This window comes from Sphingomonas sp., assembly GCF_039594485.1.
Taxonomy (GTDB): Bacteria; Pseudomonadota; Alphaproteobacteria; order Sphingomonadales; family Sphingomonadaceae; genus Sphingomonas.
This window is the reverse complement of sequence record NZ_JBCNNI010000011.1, coordinates 108,900-126,817: the sequence shown is the minus strand read 5'-3', so window position 1 is coordinate 126,817 and position 17,918 is coordinate 108,900. Positions and strand designations below refer to the sequence as shown.

Genomic DNA, 17,918 nt, shown 5'->3' with positions numbered 1-17,918 from the left:
AGCGACAGACCCTCGAATATCGGCGCTTGCTGCACCGCAAGCTGGCCGCCTAACATCAGCCCCCAGACGAGGCCCGCTCTCCACTAATCTACGCCCCCATCTGCGCCAAATGTCCTGACGACGGACACCAGACGCCGGCAGGACTGTTCGGCAATGGCTTTGCCGAAACGATCGCGGACACACGGATCACCGACTTGCCGCTTGCGCCGGGGCGAGGATGAACAACCCGCGTCATGGCAAGCGCCGCTGCGAACAGACAAAAGAGAGGACGGCATGGAAGTCATCAATCACATCGAGATCGGCGTCACTGACGTCGCGGCGTCGCGACGTTTCTATGAAGCAGCGTTGGCGCCATTGGGATTATCGCTGGTCGTCAGCATCGATCCCGAACGCACCCGGCACGGCACCGCGCGATACGGCTTTGGCCGCGACGGCTATCCCAGCATCTGGATCCATGGAGAGGCGGGGCCCGGTCGTGCCATCCACATCGCCTTCACCGCCGCAAGCCATGATCGGGTCGACGCGTTTCACACGGCGGCGCTTGCCAATGGCGGCAGCGACAATGGTCCGCCGGGCATTCGCACACGTTACCACCCCCGCTATTACGCCGCTTTCGTTCTCGACCCCGATGGCAACAACATCGAGGCGGTCTGCCAGAGCGGATGATCCAGTGCCGGGCATTTTAAATGGCCATGTTGGCAATCCGGAGAACGCTTGTGAGGAGGAGGCTGGGGAGCGACTTTCGGGCTCATACCGACGAACTATCGTAATCCACAGACGCGAGCGTGAATGGCCGCTTCTGGCAGATGCCGCCATTCGCTGAGGCTGCTGGAATGGCGGGCAGGTCCCAGTTCCCGTCGTTTGATCGATAAGTCGAGCAGGTTGGGGGACCGGTAGATCCAAAGAGCGAGTGCATGTCGGGAATCGGCGGGCAAAACGGAAATACCCTGCTAACCGCCCGAAATGGCCGCCGTTAGCCACCAAATACCGCCGATAACCCTACAACACCAAGTATCATCCTCATTATCAAAGAGTTATGACGATCTGGTAGTGCTCATCTTCATCGGGCGCTGCCCGCCACCTTGGCCAAAATTGCCATTTTTGAGAATAGTTTGCCGCCGAACGCCGCCGATTGCCCTCTGCAACCCTCCCGGGCCACTTCCGCCCGACCTCGCATAACATGAGTCATCCGCGAAACCGCAGGGTCTCGACGAACAGGCTGAAGGCGGCGGATGGATGCCACCGATGGGGATAGTAGAGGTGATAGCCCGGCAGGTCGGGCGTGAACTTGTCGAGCACCCGCTTTAGCCGGCCGGCGTTCAGATGCGACTGAACCTGATCGAGCGGCAGATAGGCGAGGCCATGTCCATCGAGTGTAGCATCAAGAATAAGGTCAATGGTGTTGAGGACCAGAGGTCCGTCGATGCGAACGCGCGTTTCCCGGCCGCCGGGTGTGAGGCGCCAGCCGCTCAGCGCGCCGGAGGTCGGCAGACGCAGGTTGATCGCACGATGATCGACGAGCTGCGCCGGCGATGCGGGCGCGGGATGCTTTCGAAAGTAATCGGGTGAACCGACGATCGCCATCGGCGTGTCCGGTCCAATGCGCACCGCGATCATGTCCTTCGCAATGTCTCCGCCAAGCCTGACACCCGCGTCGAAGCGGTCGGCAACGACATCGGCCAGACCGTAGTCGATGGTGATCTCCACCTTGATTTCGGGATTGTCCGGCAGCAGCCGCTTCATTGCCGGAACGATGATTGTCTTGGCCGCGTGCTCCACGGTGGTGATGCGGATCGTGCCCGACGGGCGATCCCGCAGATCGCCGAGCGACGCGACGGCCGCATCCAGATTGTGCAGCATGGGACCGAGTGTCGCGATCAGACGCTCGCCCGCTTCGGTCGGCGCGACGCTCCGTGTCGTGCGCGACAAAAGCCGCACACCCAGCCGTTCCTCGATCCGCCGCACGATCTGGCTGAGGGCGGACTGCGCCATGCCGAGACGCGTCGCCGCCCTGGTGAAGCTGCGCTCTTCGGCGACGACGACGAACGCCGCCAGATCGGCAATCTCATCCCGCCTCATTCATCACTCCAGTGATAGGCCCAATATGAATTCATTGTCTAATCGACATAATCTTTCTGGCGTAGATTACGTCCATCGGCAAGCGGAGCCGCTGCAGGCTCAACATAAGGAGACTGAAAATGGGCAAGATCAGCTTCAACAATTCGAACAACCCGACCATCGTCATGTCGGCGTTGATCAATTTCCCCGAAGGTTTCGATGAAACGAAAACTTGGCCTGCTGTCGTCGTTTCGCATCCCGGCGGCGGCGTGAAGGAACAGACCGCTGGCACCTATGCCAAGAAGCTCGCCGAGCAGGGCTTCGTCACTATCGCCTTCGATCGTTCCTATCAGGGCGAGAGCGGCGGCGAACCGCGCCAGCTCGAAAATCCCTATGTCAGTACCGAGGACGTCAGTGCGGTCATCGACTATCTGACGACGTTGCCTTACGTCGACAACAACCGGATCGGCGCCATGGGCATATGCGCCGGTGCGGGCTACACCGCCAATGCCGCCATTCAGGACCGCCGCATCAAGGCGATCGGAACGGTGAGCGCGGTCAATATCGGTTCGATGTTCCGCAATGGCTGGGAGAACACCGTCAACTCGATCGATGCGCTGCCCTATGTCGAGGCGGGATCGAACGCCCGCACGACGGACGCCGCAGGAAAGGGTTACGCCACCATGCCGCTGGCGCCGTTGACCGAAAAGGACGCGCCGAACGAAGAACTGCGGCAGGCTTGGGAATATTACCACACGCCGCGGGCCGAGTGCGCGACCGCGCCGGGCTTCGCAACGCTGCGCAGCCTCAACCAGATCATCACCTACGATGCCTATCACATGGCCGACGTCTATCTGACGCAACCGATCCAGATCGTCGCTGGCAGCGTGGCGGGCAGCAAGTGGATGAGCGACGACCTGTTCGATCGTGCCGCGAGCACCGACAAGGCTTTCCATGTAATCGAAGGTGCCAATCACATGGACCTCTATGACGGGCAGACGTTCGTCGACGAGGGCGTTTCGGTCCTGGCGGCGTTCTTCACCGCGAAGCTCTCCGCCACCGCCACGGCTGCGCAGGCTGCCGAGTGACGAAGCTGGCGTGCATCGGGACGCCGCTTACGCCCGATGCCGCCCTCACCGAGAGGAAACGATCATGGAATCTGTGAAAATCCAGAACCGGGACATGGCCTGGCACATCGCCGCCAACATCCAGTTCCCGCCGAGTTTCGATGCAGCCAGGACCTGGCCGGCGATTATCGCCGTCCATCCATTCGGAAGCTGCAAGGAGCAGACTTCGGGAAATGTCTACGGCAAGGCGCTCGCCGAACAGGGCTTTGTCGTCATCGCCTATGACGCGAGCTTCCAGGGCGAATCCGGCGGTGAGCCGCGCTGGATCGAGGATCCGATCCAGCGGGTCGAGGACATCAGCCACGTTATCGACTATGCGGTTACACTACCCTATGTCGACGCCGACCGGATCGGCGTGATCGGCATCTGCGGCGGTGGCGGCTATGTGCTGAACGCCACGCTGACCGAAAAGCGCATCAAGGCCGTCGTCGCGATCACCCCGGTCAATATCGGTCGCCTGTTCCGTGAGGGTTTCAGCAATTACGATCCGCTCGGAGCGCTTGAAGCGATGGCAGCGCAGCGAACCAAGGAAGCGCGCGGCGGCGAATTGCAGGTCAACGAACTTCTCCCCGCCAGCCCCGATGCGGCGCAGGCCGCAGGCCTTACCGAACGCGACGTGTTCGAGGCGACCGACTACTACAAGACGCCGCGCGGCCAACAGCCCGGCGGCTGGACGCGGATGCTGTTCAGCCATGCGCAGAACACGCTCGGCTGGGACGCCTTTGCCTTTGCCGAGATGCTGATGACCCAGCCGATGATGGTGGTGATCGGCAAGAAGGTCGGTGCGTTTGGCGCCTATCGCGACGGGATGGAAATCTATGGTCGCTCGACTGCCTCGAAGGATCGCCAACTCGTCTCGCTTGAGGACTGGTCTCACTACGATCTCTACGACAAGCCCGAGCCCGTCGACCTCGCGCTCGAAAAGCTGGTGCCGTTCTTCAAAAAGCACTTGAACGAGGCGACTGGGCAATGACCAAAGTTCTCATTCTCGGGGCGAGCGGCCAGACCGCTTGCCACGTCATTCAGGATATTGCGGGCGATGACAGCATCAGCATGACGCTGTTCGTCCGCGATGCCCGCAAGTTGTCCAGCACGCCCGGGAACGCATCCGTCGTTCAGGGCGACGTGCTCGACCGATCAGCCCTCGATGCTGCGATGGAGGGACAGGATGTGGTCTATGCCAATCTGACCGGCGAAAATCTCGACGACCAAGCCCGAAGCGTCATCGCCTCGATGCACGCGACAGGCGTCAAACGCCTGGTCTTCGTGCTGTCGCTCGGGATTTATGATGAGGTGCCCGGCAAGTTCGGCGAATGGAACCGGCAAACTATCGGCGAGGACCTAAAACCTTTCCGTCGTGCGGGTGATGCGATCGAGGCATCGGGGCTGGATTACACCATCATCCGCCCGGCATGGCTAACGAACGACGAGGAAGTAGACTACGAATTGACGCCGAGTGACGAGCCGTTCAAGGGCACCGTTGTCTCGCGCAAAAGCGTGGCCGATCTGATCGCAAAGATCATCCGTTCTCCAAGCCTTCATCTGCGCGGGAATATCGGTGTCAACAAGCCGGGGACCGATGGTGACAAGCCGTACTTCATGTAGGCGGACATGTCGGTTCATTTTCTCAGAATGCGAGAGAGGCGGCGGGAAGGCTATTTTCCGCTTCGTGCTGGATCAGAAATCCACCATTCCACCCGAAACGATTCTAACTTTTTCACCGTCAGTCGCCGCCGTTCCTACGCTTTTTCACGCTCAGACTGTCCTCAGTCCTTTGAATGGGCGTACGTTCGGCGGTTACAGCGTATAATAGAGGGCAATCGGCGGTATTTGGCGCACCCGACAGGATTCGAACCTGTGGCCTCTGCCTTCGGAGGGCAGCGCTCTATCCAGCTGAGCTACGGGTGCGTGGGCGAGCCGACTAGCATCGCGCGCCACACCGCGCCAGTCCTTTTTACGCGATCGCGGCTTTTCCGCTCTGGGCCACCGGAGCGGGCGTCTTGGGGCGATAGGCGCACAGATCCTCGACCGGGCAGCGCCAGCATTCCGGCCGCCGCGCCTTGCAGATATAGCGGCCGTGCAGGATCAGCCAGTGATGCGCATGGACACGGAACGGCGCAGGGGTCGCCTTGTCGAGCTTCAACTCGACCGCCAGCACCGTCTTGCCCTTGGCCAGGCCGGTGCGGTTGCACACGCGGAAGATATGCGTGTCCACCGCGAACGTCTCCTGCCCGAAAGCGACGTTGAGCACGACATTGGCGGTCTTGCGACCGACACCGGGCAAGCGCTCGAGCGCGGCGCGATCCTCGGGCACTTCGCCGCCATAATCGTCGACCAGCATCTGCGACAGCGCGATGACGTTCTTGGCCTTGGTGTTGAACAGGCCGATCGTCTTGATGTGCTGCTTCAGCCCGTCTTCACCCAGCGCCAGCATCTTTTCGGGCGTGTCGACCTCGGCGAAGAGCGCGCGGGTCGCCTTGTTCACGCCCACATCGGTCGCCTGCGCCGACAGCGCCACCGCGACGACCAGCGTATAGGGGTTGCGGAATTCCAGTTCCGTCTCGGGATGCGGGTTCGCCTCGGCCAGCCGGTGATAGAATTCGACGACATCCGCCTTCTTCATGGGCACGCCCTTACAGCCCGAGCACGTCGCCCATGCGATACCGTCCCGGCGCCTGCCCCGCCAGCCACAGCGCCGCCCGCACCGCGCCGCGGGCGAAAATGCTCCGGTCCTGGGCGAAATGGCCCAGCGTCAGGCGCTCGCCCTCGCCCGCGAAGATCACCTCGTGATCGCCGATCACCGAGCCGCCGCGCAGCGCCGCCAGCCCGATCGTCCCTTCGGTCCGCGCACCCACCAGCCCCGCCCGACCATCGACCCGCAGCTCGGACAGCGGATGCCCGCGCCCCGCCGCCGCCGCCTCGCCCAGCAACAGCGCGGTGCCGGACGGCGCGTCGACCTTATGCCGGTGGTGCATCTCGGTGATCTCGATGTCCCAGTCGCTGCCCAGCCGTGCGGCGGCCTCGCGCACCAGATTGGCGAGCAGCGTGATGCCGAGCGAGGTGTTGCCGGTCTGGAGCACGGCAATCTCGGTCGCCGCCTGATCGATCGCGTCATGCTGCGCGGGCGACAGGCCGGTGGTGCCGATCACGATCGGGGTGCGTGCCGCGCGCGCCGCCGCCAGATGCGCATCGAGCGCGCCCGCGATCGAGAAATCGACCAGCACGTCGGCGCGCGCCGCCAGCGAGGCCGGATCATCATTCGAATCGCATCCGCCCGCCAGCGTCGCGCCCTCGGCCTCGATCAGCTCGGCGATGGCCCGGCCCATGCGGCCCGCGCTGCCGTAAATTCCGATGGCGGTCATGCGGCGTCCTGTCCTTTGATCTGGGTGAAAATCGTCATCGCGGGGTTCCTTGGCACAGCCAAGCCCGAGGGGGAACCGCCCCGGTCAACGTGGCAGCACCAAGTCCTTATCCATCATGCGGTCGCGATCGGATATAGTCACGGGATGGGCAAGCCATCGAACCTCGTCATCCTCACCGGCGCGGGCATCTCCGCCGAGTCCGGCATTGCCACTTTTCGCGGCCCCGGCGGCCTGTGGGAGGGGCACCGGGTAGAGGATGTCTGCACCCCCGAGGCGCTGGCCGCCGATCCCGAACTCGTCCACCGCTTCTATGACCTGCGGCGCGTCGCGCTGAGGTCGGTCGCGCCCAATCCGGCGCATGGAGCGCTGGCGCGGCTGGATCGGGAATGGCCGGGCGGATTGCTGATCGTCACGCAGAATGTCGACGACCTGCATGAGCGCGCGGGCGCAAGGCGGTTGCTCCATATGCACGGTGCGCTCAGACAGGCGCTCTGCGCGGCCTGTGGCGAGCGGATGGCGTGGGACAGGGACCTGCCGCCCGGCACGCCCTGCCCCGCCTGCGCCACGCCCGCGATGCGCCCCGACATCGTGTTTTTCGGCGAGATGCCCTATCATATGGACCGGATCGAGACGGCGCTTTCACAGGCCGACCTGTTCGTCTCGATCGGCACCTCGGGCGCGGTCTATCCGGCGGCGGGGTTCGTGCGGATGGCGAGCGCTTACGGCGCGGCGACGCTGGAACTCAATCTTGATCGCTCGGAGGGCAGCGGCTGGTTCGACGAAAGCCGCCTGGGCCCGGCCGGGCAACTGGTCCCCGCATGGGTGGAGGAGGTGTTCAGCCGCTGACCGGCACGATGACTTCCCGGGCGCGCGGGGTCAGTCGCTCGACCGCCGCCCCCTGAAGCCCCCGCGCCGTCACCAGCACGCCAAAGGCGCGCGGATCGGGTTTGTTGAAGAGCAAGGGCTGGCCGAGCGCGTCGGTGACCCCCGCCCCCGCCTCGGACGCGATCAGCGCGGCCGCCGCGATGTCCCACTCATTGCCCCAGCGCAGCGTGGCGACCAGATCGGCCTCGTCGGCGGCGACCATCGCGATGCGCAGCGCAATCGAGTTGGGTTTGAACACCGCCACCAGATCGCGGTCGGCCTTGGGCAGCGCATCGACCGGAACCCGCGCACCGGGCATCTGGCGGCGATAGCCCGCGCTCAGCGTCCGTCCGTTGCGCGTCGCGCCGCCCCCCGCCTGCGCCAGCCACAACTCCCCGCGCGCCGGCGCGGCGAGCACCCCGATCACGGGAAGCCCATCCTCGACCAGCGCGACCGACACCGCCCAGCCCTCTCGCCCGCGAATATAGTCGCGCGTCCCGTCGATCGGATCGACCACCCAGACCCGGCGCGCCGCCAGCCTGTCGGGCTTGTCGGCTGTCTCCTCCGACAGCCAGCCCGCCTCGGGGATCAGCGCGGTCAGCCGGGCATATAGCATCCGGTCGACGTCCAGATCGACCTCGCACACCGGACTGCCCGGCGTCTTTTCCCATTGCTGGAAGTCGGTGCGCCAGCGGGCAAGCGCCATCGCCGCCGCCTCGCGCGCCGCCGCGACAACCGCCGGAACAAGCTCAGCCGCTGGCAACCGTCATTCCATCGATGCGCAGCGTCGGCACATTCACGCCGTAGCGGAACTCCAGATCATTGGCCGGTGTCATGGCGAGGAACATCTCTTTCAGATTACCTGCCACGGTGAACTCCGCAACCGGCTCCGCGATCCGTCCGCCAACGATCCGAAAACCCGCCGCGCCCCGGCTATAGTCGCCGGTGACGGGATTGACCCCGCTGCCGATCAACTCGGTGACATAGACGCCCTCGGCAATGTCGCCGATCAGCGTGTCGACCGGCACCCGGCCCGCCGCCATGTAGAGATTGCTGGTCGACACCCCCGGCGCACCGCCCAGCCCGCGTGCGGCATGGCCGGTCGGCTCCAGCCCCAATTGCCGGGCAGAGGCGGAATCGAGCAGCCAGGTCTCCAGCACCCCGTCCTCGACGATCGTGGTGGGGGACACGGGCAAGCCCTCGCCATCAAAGGGTCGCGAGCGCAGTCCGTGCGGGCGATGGGGGTCGTCCTCGATCCGAATCCCCTCGGCCATCACCCGCTCGCCCAGCCGATCGAGCAGGAAGCTGGTCCGCCGCGTGATCGCCGCCCCCGCGATCGCCGAGACGAGATGGCCGACCAGCGACGACCCGACGCGCGGGTCGAACACCACCGGCATCGTGCCGCTGGCGACCTTTGCCGGATCGAGCCGGGCGACCGCCCGCTCACCCGCACGGGCGCCGATCGCCTCGGGACTTTCAAGCAGGCGGTGTAGCCTGGCGCCGTGATGCGCATAGTCGCGCTGCATCCCCGCGCCTTCGCCCGCCAGCACGCTGACCGACAGGCCATAGCCGGTCGCGGCATAACCGGCGGCAAAGCCATGGCTGGTGGCCAGCGCCGACACGACGCGCGAGGCCGAAGCCCCGCCGCCCTCGGAATTGGTGACGCCCGCGACGGCACGCGCGGCTTCTTCGGCGGCGAGGGCGGCCGCGCGCAACTGCTCCGGGGCGATCTCACCGCCATCGTCCAGGTCCAGCATCGGCGGCGCGCCGTGCATCAACCGCTCCTCGGGCGCGAGCCCCGCCCAGCGATCCTCGGGCGCCTCGCGCGCCATGGCCACTGCCCGTTCCACCGCGCGGTCCATCGCATCGCCCGACAGGTCCGAGGTGGAGACGCTGGCCGAGCGCCGCCCGACGAACACGCGCAGCCCCAGCTCCTCGCTCTCCGAACGGCCCACATCTTCCAGCGCGCCAAGGCGTACCGAAACCTCCAGCGCGGCATCGGCGGCAAAGACGGCATCGGCGGCGTCGGCTCCGGCGGCACGGGCGCGGGCAACGATATCGGCGGCCCGGTCGCGGGCCTGTTCGGGAGTCAGCATGGCACGGGACTTAAGGGCGCGCGGGCCGGGATGCCAGTCCCGTCCGCCGCCCAACGGCTGTCACGCCCGCTACAATCCCGGCGAGGCCGTCGCACAAGGGCGGCACGCATGAACCGACCCGGTCCTGCCACGTTGGAGAAGGATGGAAAACCATCCCCTTGCCCCGCCCCGGCGACGGCCGCCCACCCACATGGCCGATGCGCGGATCGTTGCGGGGCCGATCGCGATGCGAGCGAGGATCAAGGTCAGCAGCGGCGGATTGCTGGCGATCGGCGGACTCGTCTCGTCGATCCTGCTGTCGACCGCGGTGCTGGTCGGCGTCTCCACCCGCCATCGCGCCCGGCGCACCGAGCCATAGGCCTCAGACCGGCGCGGCGTCCGCCCCCGCACCATAATGGTGCCAGGTGAAGATCGCCAACGCGCTGCGGTGCGGGCGAAAACCCTCTGCCAGCGCGCGCACCTGCTTCTCGGAGGGGCGCGTGTCATGGCCCAGGATCCGGCCCATCTCGATCTGCACCGCCAGGTCGCCCGCGGGCCAGATGTCGGTCCGCCCTTCGGCGAACAGCAAGTACACCTCCGCCGACCAGCGGCCGATGCCCTTCACCCGGACCAGTTGCGCGATCGCGTCCTCGTCATCCTGTGGCAGGTCGGACAGGTTCAGGCGACCGCTCGTCACCTCTTCGGCCAGGCTGCGCAGATAGCCCGCCTTTTGCCGCGATATGCCCGCACCGCGCAGGGCTTCGTCGGTGACGCCGTGCATGGTCGTCGGATCAGTCGCATCGCCCAGCAACTCGTTCAGCCGACGCCAGTGCGCATCGGCCGAGGCGACCGAAACCTGCTGGCCCAGAATCGTGCGGACGAGCGTCGCATAGCCCCGTGCGCGGATACGCGGCGCGGGATAACCGATCCGGGCCAGCGCCGCCGCGATGGCGGGCTCGGACGCGGCCAGCGCGTCCATGCTTTCGCGAATCTGTTCGGCGCTCAGCCCCATGATGCTTGATCCGCGCGCTCAGGCCCGGCAGAGCCGGTACCGACAAGGAGAATGGACATGCCCAAGCTTATCGTCGTGACGCGCGACGGGGAAGAACGCGAAATCGATGGCGAGGCCGGTCTGTCGGTGATGGAGGTCATCCGCGACGCCGGGGTGGACGAGTTGCTGGCGCTGTGCGGCGGGTGCTGCTCCTGCGCGACCTGCCATGTCCATGTCGATCCCGCATTCGCGGACTTGCTGCCCGCGATCGGGCCGGACGAGGACGACCTGCTCGATTCGACCAGCGAGCGCGACGCCACCTCGCGCCTGTCGTGCCAGTTGCCCTTCGGCGCGGCGCAGGACGGAATGCGGGTCCGTATCGCGGCGGAAGACTGATCGGGCATAGGCGCGGTCAACGCGGGAGGCGGGGCATCGGTCCCGCCCCCCTTTTTTTGCGCGCAGAGGCGCGGAGGACGCCGAGGTAGCGTCCTGCTGGGCGACGGCTGCGGCTTGTCCCGGAGATCGTGTTCACGCGGAAGCGTGGAGATGTCTGGCGTGGGGCGATCAAAGCCCGCTGCCACGATGATGAAGAGGCCTTGCGGCCAGATTCCCCATCTCCGCGTCGCCACGCGAGCAACAAGGCGGCGGGACCAAGCCCGCCGCCCGGAACCATCACCGCGCAGCGACCGCATATAATGCAATCGCCGCGGCGTTGGAGACGTTCAGGCTCTCCACCTTCGAACTGATCGGCAGCTTGGCGAGTTCGTCGCAATGCGCCTCGGTATTCTGGCGCATCCCCTCGCCTTCCGCGCCCAGCACGATGCAGATGCGCTGTGTCCCCATCGCCTGCGCCAACGTCTGATTGGCATGGCCGGTCAGGCCGATGCGCCAGAAGCCCGCCTCGGCAATCTCCTCCAGCGCGCGGGCCAGGTTCACCACGCGAATCCACGGCACCGTCTCCAGCGCACCGCTGGCCGAGCGCGCGACCGTGCCCGATTCGGGCGGCGCGTGCCGGTCCTGCGTCACGATGCCCAGCGCGTCGAAGGCGGCGGCCGAGCGCAGGATCGCACCGACATTGTGCGGATCGGTCACCTGATCCAGCACCACCAGCGGCCGCTGATCATCCTGCCCTTCATGCAGCAGGTCGCCCAGCCACATATCCTCAAGCGGGTCGACCTCCGCCACCAGGCCCTGGTGCGGCGCGTCGGCGGGGACCAGCCGCCCCAGATCGGCTGCCTCGGCATAGGTGATCGGCACCACCGGCGGCAGGTCGAGCGCGGCCAGCGCCTCGCGCGTGCCCCAGATCTTGCGCACGGTGCGGTTGGGATTGGCGAGCGCCGCTATCACCGCATGCCGCCCCCAGAAACGCGGGCGGTTGGAAGAGGCCTGGCTGGGGCGATGTCCTCGGCGTGCCATCAGTCGTCGGTATCCGTATATGCAAAGGGGTTGGTCGGTGCCGGTTGGGTCGGCACCGGCGGACGTGGCAACGCCTTGTCCGCATTCGCCGCCGCGAGCAAGACCCCCGCGAGCACGACCGATGCCTGGCGCATGTCCTCACCCTTCAAATGATCGAAGGTATCGGCCGAACTATGGTGGATTCGGCCGCCATAATCCAGCGGGCCCTGGATGAACTGGACCCCCTGCACGCCGACCGCCTGCATGAAGACATGGTCGGTGCCGCCGGTCGTCCGCTGCACGACATTGCCCGCCCCCAGCGACGCATAGGGCGACAGCCATTCCTTCAGCATCGGCACCGCCGCCGATGCCGGGCAGCGGCGGGGGTCGGGGCGGGAACGGCGGCAACAGGCAACAAGGCGATCGCCGCAACGGCGGCGAGCAAGGAAACGCGCATGGGACGGGATACCCCGGAATATCTGCTGTGCGCCAAAGGCCATGGCCCGATCCCCCGGATGCAAGCAACCGGATCGGGCGGGGATGCGCGAAAACGCACAAAACGGCGTTGACAGCCGCGCTCAGCTTCGGCATTGGGCCCGCCTCGCTCCGGTGGAGCGACACCCCGGAAGGGTGGCCGAGTGGTTAAAGGCAGCAGACTGTAAATCTGCCCGCGTGAGCGTACACTGGTTCGAATCCAGTCCCTTCCACCATCCCCGCCAATCGGCTAGGGTCCGATCACGGCGCCGGATATGAGCGGGTATAGCACAATGGTAGTGCAGCAGCCTTCCAAGCTGAATACACGGGTTCGATTCCCGTTACCCGCTCCATCACTACAGTACATCACTTCGAATGCACGGCGGCTTGTGTCCAGCGGGAAGGTTTAGCGCCGTCCCGCGCCGGATGGCCAAGCCTGCAACCCCTTGATAATGCCGGTCCGTGAATGAACATGGATCAATCCCATGCGCCGATCCCGTCGCCGTCCGAACCAACCTCCTGCACCACGCGGATCGGCAGGGGCACAGTCTGGCCGCGCTGTCGAAGGCAGCGGGCAAGAATGCGGCCTACCTTCAGCAGTTCATAGAGCGGGGCTCCCCCAAGGTTCTGCCGGAGGACGTGCGCCTGAAATTGGCGATGACGATGAATATAGACGAACGGCTCTTGGGAGCGCGGGAACCATGGAGCCCGGCCCCGGCTGGCGGAGAGTAGAGCGCCTAGTTGAACTAGGCGGCTTTATCACCCTGTCGGCCGCCGCCACGATTGCGGCGGGCTGGGCAGCGCTTCGCTACCTCATCGACGCCCATTAATCCGACCAGATGCCGGATAGCCTAAGCTGCCGGATCACCCCATTGGATGCGGCCGTTCGCATCGCCGGTCGCCACTTTCGGCCATCGCCTGCCGGAATATCTGTACGGCGAGTTCCACAACGATTCGATGATGGCGACGCATCATGCTATGGAACGTATGTAGAACATCAATTCAAGAGATTCGCGATGGCGCGTTGCCTCCTATGCACCAGCAATGACGAACAGGCCGCCTTGGAGCATCTGGCGGAAAAGCTTGCGATTAGCGCGTGATGGACGATCCCGCATGGATGAGTCTGGGCAACATGCGAGCCAACAATGTCCGCAACGTGCTGATATGGTGCGCGTGCGGCCATAGCGGCTCGGCAAGCGCGGATCGTTGGCCGGACGATCGCAAGGTTCCCGGCCTCAAAAGACATTTCCGATGCACCAAATGCGGCAAGCGGCCGAACATGGTGGTGCCGGACTGGACTAGAAAGACAAAGATTTGAAACGACGTCACCGAAAATAATATAGGCTGAGCCCACTTTTCGGTTGACGAATGTGGGCTCAGCCTATATTTATATTCTTGTCAGACGGCGAAGGTATCCTGCCCCAGCCCGCTGACAGACCTAAAGGAAAGTGAGCATGAACCTCACAATCCGGCTCCGGGTCTGGAAAGTGACCATACAGTTCACAATCCAGGCCTAAGAGCCCCCCGCCCCGGTCTAGCCACCGGGGCGGGGATAAGGTCGAAAATAAGGAACAAGGTGTGACCATGCAAGGCCATGAATTACGGGCGCTGCGAAAGAGCATGGGCATGACGCAGGGACAACTCGCGGCTGCCCTTGGCTTCTCTCATGGTTTCATCGGCGAGATGGAACGCGGCGAAAAGGCCATCGAACCCCGTACCATTCTTGCTCTGCGCGGCCTCCGCGCCGAACGCGAAGAGGACGTTACCGAACATGGCTTTCAGGTCACCTATGCCGATCGGGTGGACGCTTGGAACGTCGTTTTTGTCCACGACGGTTGGCGCGGCATGTTCGGTAAACGCGAGGTGGTTCTGTACGGCCATTTCAAGAACAGGCGTCATGCCGAACGCTGGGCGGCGGCACTGGAAAAGGCGGCTCGCCCGCGCCCACAGCGCAATCTACATCAAATTGTGATGGATGCGGTCAAAGACCTACGGGACGAGCCCCCCGGCCGTTAGCGCCGCACCCGCCTTCGCGGACACCACCGGGGCCGCCATCAGCAAGTGCATGGCCGTCGCGGGGTGCAGCCCATCCGTCGTATAAGCCGTCCGCACCACCGCACCGGCCGCGTGCGCTTTGGCAAAATTCACGGATAGCCCCTGCGACGTGCCCAGCCCTTTGACGGTCCACGTCCCATCGCCATTGGCCACGACGGACCGGAGATAGACAGTCTCGACATTCGCCGTTCCGGGCTCGATGACCAGATATTCGCCGACTTGCGGGGCCGTCCCGCCCGTCACGACAGCGCCCGTATTGGTGGCGCTGGTGGATGTGGTGAGCGCCGATGCAAGCGTGCCGCCGCCCGACGCCGAAAAGGGCGGAATCGCCCATTTCGGAATTCCCGTGCCATCGTCGGCCGCGCGGACCGGGACTGCGATATCGACCGTCTGCACGATCGGCGACGGCTGCGATCCCAGCCAAGCGTTCACCTTATCCAAGGCCGTTGGCGAGATTTCGCGCAATGTCTGGCCGCCAACGCTGGTCCACTGGTCAGTGCTGTTCGACTTGACCGGGATCGTGGATTGCATGACCGGAACCCCCGCATAGGTCGCCGCCAGCCATGCCCACCAGCCACGATAGCGGGCCTGCATCGCCGCCAGCGTCACCGCGTCGCCCTCGGTGCCGGTCAGGCCCAGCGTCCCCGGAGCGAAATCATTCCGGCCAAGCTCGCTCCATATGACGGTCATCGGCCACATCCGACCGCCGTTAAGCTGGTCCCTCGCAAAGCGCAGGATGGCATGACGGGCGGCAAAATAGCCGGGATCCAGCCGCATAAAATCGAGAACGCCCGCACCATGCGACGTGAAATTCCCGATCCCCACCCGACCGCCGCTTGCGTCGTCCAATCCCCGCGCGATCCCGCCGACGACATTACGCGGCGAGGCGAGATAGAGCGGGTCGTCGGCCTGCTGACCGATGCTGTCGGATAGGAGCAACGCGGATGCCTGCCCCTTGTAGGGCACCAATAGCTGAGCCGGACCGCTGAAGCCGTTCGACGCGAAAGTCGTCGAGCCGGAGATTGCGCCGCTTGTCCGCTCCGATGCCGTCGGCGACGCCTTCCACTTTCGGACCTCGCTGAAATTCGTCAACGCGAGCGATCCCGGCGATGGATTTGCGCCCTGCGGACGCTTCCCGCCGCTCGGCGTCGTGACCGAGTAGCGCAGCCATCGGGCATCCGGGGACGGCGGGATCCACAGCGCCGCGAAGCCGCCATCAGTCAGCGTCGCACTCGCAGCCCCGCCATAGAAGGCGAGCGACGTCGCCGTCCCCGCGCCGCCCGGCTGGGTAAAGACCGTGGCCCAGTCGATGACATTGGCATTACCCGGGAATCTCTCGCGTGCTACCGCGACATTGCCCGCCGATCCGGTTGATAGCGCGAAATTCGCGAAGATGACCCAGCCTCCATCCGGCAACGGCGGTAGCCATTGATCGACCGTCTCATTCAATTGACTGGAGGAAGGCGAAAAAAAGCCGGGCTGCACCGAAAAGCGCCACGGCGACGGGCCAAAGACGAACCGTTGCCCCGCGCCGCCACCAAAGGCGACAGGCGCGGGTGATCCCAGGATTTGCGCGGCGGCCGGGCTGGCGATGGCGATCCATGCCGCCAGCGCCATTGCGATCAGGCGGCCGATCATTGCGGCACCCGCGACAGGCCGACATTGCAGCCCGCCGTCCCGGACAGGGCGATATCGACCACCGCGCCGCCACCAAAGGACACGGCGGACCCGCCCGCCGAATCGGATGCCGTCTTGCTGAGCATCGCGGTCATCGTCGCACCGTCCGGTCCGCGATAGCGCAGCGTGACCGACCCATAGGTGGTGCAGGCCTGGGTCAGAATGTAGGTGCCACCCGTCAGCGTGGCCGGACTGGCCGGGACATTGCCGGATACCAGCTGGAACGATTCGACGCGGGTGGCCATGGGCAACGGCGTCGCCGCACTCACCGCGACACATCGGCCATCGCTCTGAACGGAACAGGGGGCTTGCATCGGCGCAAAGCCCGCCGGAGCCTGCGCGGACCCGGCGGTTTGCCCGAAGGCGGCGGAAGACCAGGCGAGCGCCAGCGCGCCCGCCCAAAGGGGCAGGATTTTCATATCTGTCCTTTCGATGATGAATCAGCAGCCCTTGGGGGCCGATCCGGTGGAGAGAATGGCGCGCTGACATTCGCGCTCTTGGGACACGGCGACGGCCCGGCGATTGCTCCGCTCGACGGCTCCGATCGCCTCAAGAAACCGCGCCGCCATCTCGCCCAGGACCGCGCGATCGATCGTGACCAGTTCGCCGGACGGCTTGGCGGTCAGCGGCTCCAGATGCTCGGTCCGGGTCAGGTCAGCGGGCAGTGACGGCAGGCTCGGCCGCTCGGTTCGCGCGATCGATGGCGGCATTGAGCGTGTCACGCATCCGCTCGACAGGAGCGGCAGGCAAAGCATCGCCGCCGACAGCGGGCGGGATATCGGAAATCGCATGGCGCAGATCCTCTATTTTCTGGCGGACATATCGGTCGGTCAGGGCATCGGCCCGCGCGGTCCGCGCGGCGATCGTCGCGGTACTGGCCGCCGCGCGACGCTCGTCCGTGCGCGCCTCGGCCACGCTGGCCGCATGGCTTCGCGCGGCTTTCGCGGTGACGCGATCGGACCCGGACCGCGCGCCGGTCAGATAGACGGCGATCAGCGCGGCCACGACGGCCGCGATCGCCAGCCCGATCGCGATCAGGCGGCCGCTCATTGCCAGCGCCCCGTCTGGCACATCCGCGCTTCGCGCTGGCGACGGGTCACGAGGCCGGGCAATTCACAATACAGCTTGCCCGCCGCGCCCTTGGTGCACCGCGCGCCCGCGATCGGCTTGGGCACCCGTGCCATCACGATATAGCCGATAAAGGCCTTGCAGCCCTCGGCCCAGCGCCCGGCCGCGAAATGCGCCGCCATCGGCGACTTGCCCCACCAGCCAGGTCCGGCATTGTAATGAAAGTCGCCAGCCGCCGCCAAAGCGGCCGGATTTTCGACCAATCGCGGCGTGGCCTGCGCGGCCGCCGTCATATGCTCGGCAAGCTCACTGTGCAGCCACTCCCGGCACCGTTCCCGCGTGGCCGTATCGCCGGGCTTCACATTCGTCGTGCGGCCGTTGCAGATGGTCCAGATTCGCGCGGGGTCTTGATAGGCATTGAGCCTCAAGCCCTCCGACGCATCGGTCAGCGGCAGGGCGATGGGCAAAGCCACCGCCACGGCCGCCGCGATGGCTGCGCCGATCGCGGTCTTAGCGCCCCGCTTCATCGCCCGGCCCTTTCTGTCGGATGATACGCACCACCGCGACGGCGACGGTCAGGAACAGGCCGATTTCCTTGGCATTGGGGATCAGCGTCTGCACATCGGGCGGCAGGGCCTGCCAGATGGCTTGCACCTGATCCGGCGCGGCCAGCAGGAATGCGAAGATGGCCGCCCCGAACGCGGACACGCGCACGGACCACCAGCGCCACGACTGGCGCCAGTTCGTAATCAATTTCATGGGATATCTCCGA

At 65.5% G+C, this 17,918-nt stretch carries 21 protein-coding genes, 3 tRNA genes and 1 pseudogene; 10 read left to right on the top strand and 15 right to left on the bottom strand.

Going from position 1 to position 17,918, the window contains the following annotated elements:
• Positions 1-201: 201 nt before the first annotated feature.
• Complete coding sequence (locus ABDV78_RS07675) at positions 202-666, top strand: VOC family protein (protein WP_343526773.1); 465 nt, start codon at positions 202-204, stop codon at positions 664-666.
• A 519-nt stretch (positions 667-1,185) separates the two neighbouring features.
• Here ABDV78_RS07675 and ABDV78_RS07670 read toward each other — a convergent pair.
• Positions 1,186-2,079, bottom strand: coding sequence for a LysR family transcriptional regulator (locus tag ABDV78_RS07670; protein ID WP_343526772.1), 894 nt, complete (start codon positions 2,077-2,079; stop codon positions 1,186-1,188).
• Positions 2,080-2,198: 119 nt separating this feature from the next.
• Here ABDV78_RS07670 and ABDV78_RS07665 point away from each other — a divergent pair, with 119 nt between their 5' ends.
• The 3 genes from ABDV78_RS07665 to ABDV78_RS07655 all read left to right on the top strand — a co-directional run bounded on the left by ABDV78_RS07665 (position 2,199) and on the right by ABDV78_RS07655 (position 4,790).
• Complete coding sequence (locus tag ABDV78_RS07665; protein WP_343526771.1) at positions 2,199-3,146, top strand: alpha/beta hydrolase; 948 nt, start codon at positions 2,199-2,201, stop codon at positions 3,144-3,146.
• A gap of 64 nt (positions 3,147-3,210) precedes the next feature.
• Positions 3,211-4,158 carry an alpha/beta hydrolase gene (locus tag ABDV78_RS07660; protein ID WP_343526770.1) on the top strand — a complete coding sequence of 316 codons (948 nt, stop codon included), beginning with the start codon at positions 3,211-3,213 and terminating at the stop codon, positions 4,156-4,158.
• Positions 4,155-4,790: an SDR family oxidoreductase gene (locus ABDV78_RS07655; protein WP_343526769.1), complete on the top strand. Its 636-nt coding sequence runs from the start codon at positions 4,155-4,157 to the stop codon at positions 4,788-4,790. The genes ABDV78_RS07660 and ABDV78_RS07655 overlap by 4 nt, the downstream gene beginning before the upstream one ends.
• Positions 4,791-5,016: 226 nt before the next feature.
• On the opposite strand, the gene ABDV78_RS07650 is transcribed toward ABDV78_RS07655, so the two are convergent.
• The 3 genes from ABDV78_RS07650 to dapB all read right to left on the bottom strand — a co-directional run bounded on the left by ABDV78_RS07650 (position 5,017) and on the right by dapB (position 6,547).
• Positions 5,017-5,093, bottom strand: a tRNA-Arg gene (locus ABDV78_RS07650).
• A 46-nt stretch (positions 5,094-5,139) separates the two neighbouring features.
• Positions 5,140-5,808 carry an endonuclease III gene (gene nth, locus ABDV78_RS07645; protein WP_343526768.1) on the bottom strand — a complete coding sequence of 223 codons (669 nt, stop codon included), beginning with the start codon at positions 5,806-5,808 and terminating at the stop codon, positions 5,140-5,142.
• 10 nt (positions 5,809-5,818) lie between these two features.
• Positions 5,819-6,547, bottom strand: a complete 729-nt coding sequence (dapB, locus tag ABDV78_RS07640; protein WP_343526767.1) for a 4-hydroxy-tetrahydrodipicolinate reductase — start codon at positions 6,545-6,547, stop codon at positions 5,819-5,821.
• 144 nt (positions 6,548-6,691) lie between these two features.
• Between dapB and ABDV78_RS07635 the strand changes: the two genes are divergently transcribed.
• The gene (locus ABDV78_RS07635) at positions 6,692-7,393 is read left to right on the top strand and encodes an NAD-dependent deacylase (RefSeq protein ID WP_343526766.1); all 702 of its coding nucleotides are present in this window, start codon (positions 6,692-6,694) and stop codon (positions 7,391-7,393) included.
• Here the strand turns inward: ABDV78_RS07635 and ABDV78_RS07630 are convergent.
• Together ABDV78_RS07630 and ABDV78_RS07625 are read right to left on the bottom strand one after the other, a co-directional pair.
• Positions 7,383-8,174, bottom strand: a complete 792-nt coding sequence (locus tag ABDV78_RS07630; protein WP_343526765.1) for a 3'(2'),5'-bisphosphate nucleotidase CysQ — start codon at positions 8,172-8,174, stop codon at positions 7,383-7,385. The genes ABDV78_RS07635 and ABDV78_RS07630 overlap by 11 nt on opposite strands.
• On the bottom strand, positions 8,161-9,507 hold the full coding sequence (locus tag ABDV78_RS07625; RefSeq protein ID WP_343526764.1) for a TldD/PmbA family protein: 1,347 nt from the start codon (positions 9,505-9,507) through the stop codon (positions 8,161-8,163). The genes ABDV78_RS07630 and ABDV78_RS07625 overlap by 14 nt, the downstream gene beginning before the upstream one ends.
• A gap of 142 nt (positions 9,508-9,649) precedes the next feature.
• Here ABDV78_RS07625 and ABDV78_RS07620 point away from each other — a divergent pair, with 142 nt between their 5' ends.
• On the top strand, positions 9,650-9,865 hold the full coding sequence (locus ABDV78_RS07620; protein WP_343526763.1) for a hypothetical protein: 216 nt from the start codon (positions 9,650-9,652) through the stop codon (positions 9,863-9,865).
• A 3-nt stretch (positions 9,866-9,868) separates the two neighbouring features.
• On the opposite strand, the gene ABDV78_RS07615 is transcribed toward ABDV78_RS07620, so the two are convergent.
• Positions 9,869-10,498, bottom strand: coding sequence for a DNA-3-methyladenine glycosylase 2 family protein (locus ABDV78_RS07615; RefSeq protein WP_343526762.1), 630 nt, complete (start codon positions 10,496-10,498; stop codon positions 9,869-9,871).
• Between the two features lie 57 nt (positions 10,499-10,555).
• On the opposite strand from ABDV78_RS07615, the gene ABDV78_RS07610 reads away from it, so the two are divergent.
• Positions 10,556-10,873, top strand: a complete 318-nt coding sequence (locus ABDV78_RS07610; RefSeq protein WP_343526761.1) for a 2Fe-2S iron-sulfur cluster-binding protein — start codon at positions 10,556-10,558, stop codon at positions 10,871-10,873.
• Positions 10,874-11,149: 276 nt separating this feature from the next.
• Here the strand turns inward: ABDV78_RS07610 and rlmB are convergent, their stop codons facing one another.
• Positions 11,150-11,893, bottom strand: coding sequence for a 23S rRNA (guanosine(2251)-2'-O)-methyltransferase RlmB (gene rlmB / locus ABDV78_RS07605; protein WP_343526760.1), 744 nt, complete (start codon positions 11,891-11,893; stop codon positions 11,150-11,152).
• Positions 11,893-12,237 (bottom strand): annotated as a pseudogene (locus ABDV78_RS07600) (peptidase M28); the annotation flags it as partial. The gene rlmB and the pseudogene ABDV78_RS07600, both read right to left, overlap by 1 nt.
• Before the next feature lie 259 nt (positions 12,238-12,496).
• Between ABDV78_RS07600 and ABDV78_RS07595 the strand changes: the two are divergent.
• The 3 genes from ABDV78_RS07595 to ABDV78_RS07585 all read left to right on the top strand — a co-directional run bounded on the left by ABDV78_RS07595 (position 12,497) and on the right by ABDV78_RS07585 (position 14,362).
• Positions 12,497-12,582 (top strand) — tRNA-Tyr (locus tag ABDV78_RS07595).
• A gap of 43 nt (positions 12,583-12,625) precedes the next feature.
• Positions 12,626-12,699 (top strand) — tRNA-Gly (locus ABDV78_RS07590).
• 1,231 nt (positions 12,700-13,930) lie between these two features.
• Entirely contained in the window at positions 13,931-14,362 is a 432-nt protein-coding gene (locus ABDV78_RS07585; RefSeq protein ID WP_343526783.1) for a helix-turn-helix transcriptional regulator, read from the top strand.
• Here ABDV78_RS07585 and ABDV78_RS07580 read toward each other — a convergent pair.
• From ABDV78_RS07580 to ABDV78_RS07555, 6 genes are read right to left on the bottom strand one after another with little or no spacing between them, the layout of a single operon-like run.
• On the bottom strand, positions 14,336-16,039 hold the full coding sequence (locus tag ABDV78_RS07580) for a hypothetical protein (protein WP_343526759.1): 1,704 nt from the start codon (positions 16,037-16,039) through the stop codon (positions 14,336-14,338). The genes ABDV78_RS07585 and ABDV78_RS07580 overlap by 27 nt on opposite strands.
• Complete coding sequence (locus ABDV78_RS07575) at positions 16,036-16,497, bottom strand: hypothetical protein (protein WP_343526758.1); 462 nt, start codon at positions 16,495-16,497, stop codon at positions 16,036-16,038. The genes ABDV78_RS07580 and ABDV78_RS07575 overlap by 4 nt, the downstream gene beginning before the upstream one ends.
• A 21-nt stretch (positions 16,498-16,518) precedes the next feature.
• Positions 16,519-16,788 (bottom strand): hypothetical protein, encoded by a 270-nt coding sequence (locus ABDV78_RS07570; protein WP_343526757.1) that lies wholly within the window; start codon positions 16,786-16,788, stop codon positions 16,519-16,521.
• A complete protein-coding gene (locus tag ABDV78_RS07565; protein WP_343526756.1) occupies positions 16,733-17,128 on the bottom strand; it encodes a hypothetical protein in 396 nt (131 codons plus the stop codon). Before ABDV78_RS07565 ends, ABDV78_RS07570 begins: the two co-directional genes overlap by 56 nt.
• Positions 17,125-17,673, bottom strand: coding sequence for a glycoside hydrolase family protein (locus ABDV78_RS07560; protein WP_343526755.1), 549 nt, complete (start codon positions 17,671-17,673; stop codon positions 17,125-17,127). The genes ABDV78_RS07565 and ABDV78_RS07560 overlap by 4 nt, the downstream gene beginning before the upstream one ends.
• Entirely contained in the window at positions 17,657-17,905 is a 249-nt protein-coding gene (locus tag ABDV78_RS07555; protein ID WP_343526754.1) for a hypothetical protein, read from the bottom strand. Before ABDV78_RS07555 ends, ABDV78_RS07560 begins: the two co-directional genes overlap by 17 nt.
• Positions 17,906-17,918: the final 13 nt, after the last annotated feature.

Coding starts and splice junctions, on each gene's coding strand:
- ABDV78_RS07670 (WP_343526772.1), bottom strand. CDS start 2,079: ATGAGGCGGGATGAGATTGCCGATCTGGCGGCGTTCGTCGTCGTCGCC.
- ABDV78_RS07665 (WP_343526771.1), top strand. CDS start 2,199: ATGGGCAAGATCAGCTTCAACAATTCGAACAACCCGACCATCGTCATG.
- ABDV78_RS07660 (WP_343526770.1), top strand. CDS start 3,211: ATGGAATCTGTGAAAATCCAGAACCGGGACATGGCCTGGCACATCGCC.
- ABDV78_RS07655 (WP_343526769.1), top strand. CDS start 4,155: ATGACCAAAGTTCTCATTCTCGGGGCGAGCGGCCAGACCGCTTGCCAC.
- nth (WP_343526768.1), bottom strand. CDS start 5,808: ATGAAGAAGGCGGATGTCGTCGAATTCTATCACCGGCTGGCCGAGGCG.
- dapB (WP_343526767.1), bottom strand. CDS start 6,547: ATGACCGCCATCGGAATTTACGGCAGCGCGGGCCGCATGGGCCGGGCC.
- ABDV78_RS07635 (WP_343526766.1), top strand. CDS start 6,692: ATGGGCAAGCCATCGAACCTCGTCATCCTCACCGGCGCGGGCATCTCC.
- ABDV78_RS07625 (WP_343526764.1), bottom strand. CDS start 9,507: ATGCTGACTCCCGAACAGGCCCGCGACCGGGCCGCCGATATCGTTGCC.
- ABDV78_RS07620 (WP_343526763.1), top strand. CDS start 9,650: ATGGAAAACCATCCCCTTGCCCCGCCCCGGCGACGGCCGCCCACCCAC.
- ABDV78_RS07615 (WP_343526762.1), bottom strand. CDS start 10,498: ATGGGGCTGAGCGCCGAACAGATTCGCGAAAGCATGGACGCGCTGGCC.
- ABDV78_RS07610 (WP_343526761.1), top strand. CDS start 10,556: ATGCCCAAGCTTATCGTCGTGACGCGCGACGGGGAAGAACGCGAAATC.
- rlmB (WP_343526760.1), bottom strand. CDS start 11,893: ATGGCACGCCGAGGACATCGCCCCAGCCAGGCCTCTTCCAACCGCCCG.
- ABDV78_RS07585 (WP_343526783.1), top strand. CDS start 13,931: ATGCAAGGCCATGAATTACGGGCGCTGCGAAAGAGCATGGGCATGACG.
- ABDV78_RS07580 (WP_343526759.1), bottom strand. CDS start 16,039: ATGATCGGCCGCCTGATCGCAATGGCGCTGGCGGCATGGATCGCCATC.
- ABDV78_RS07575 (WP_343526758.1), bottom strand. CDS start 16,497: ATGAAAATCCTGCCCCTTTGGGCGGGCGCGCTGGCGCTCGCCTGGTCT.
- ABDV78_RS07570 (WP_343526757.1), bottom strand. CDS start 16,788: ATGCCGCCATCGATCGCGCGAACCGAGCGGCCGAGCCTGCCGTCACTG.
- ABDV78_RS07565 (WP_343526756.1), bottom strand. CDS start 17,128: ATGAGCGGCCGCCTGATCGCGATCGGGCTGGCGATCGCGGCCGTCGTG.
- ABDV78_RS07560 (WP_343526755.1), bottom strand. CDS start 17,673: ATGAAGCGGGGCGCTAAGACCGCGATCGGCGCAGCCATCGCGGCGGCC.
- ABDV78_RS07555 (WP_343526754.1), bottom strand. CDS start 17,905: ATGAAATTGATTACGAACTGGCGCCAGTCGTGGCGCTGGTGGTCCGTG.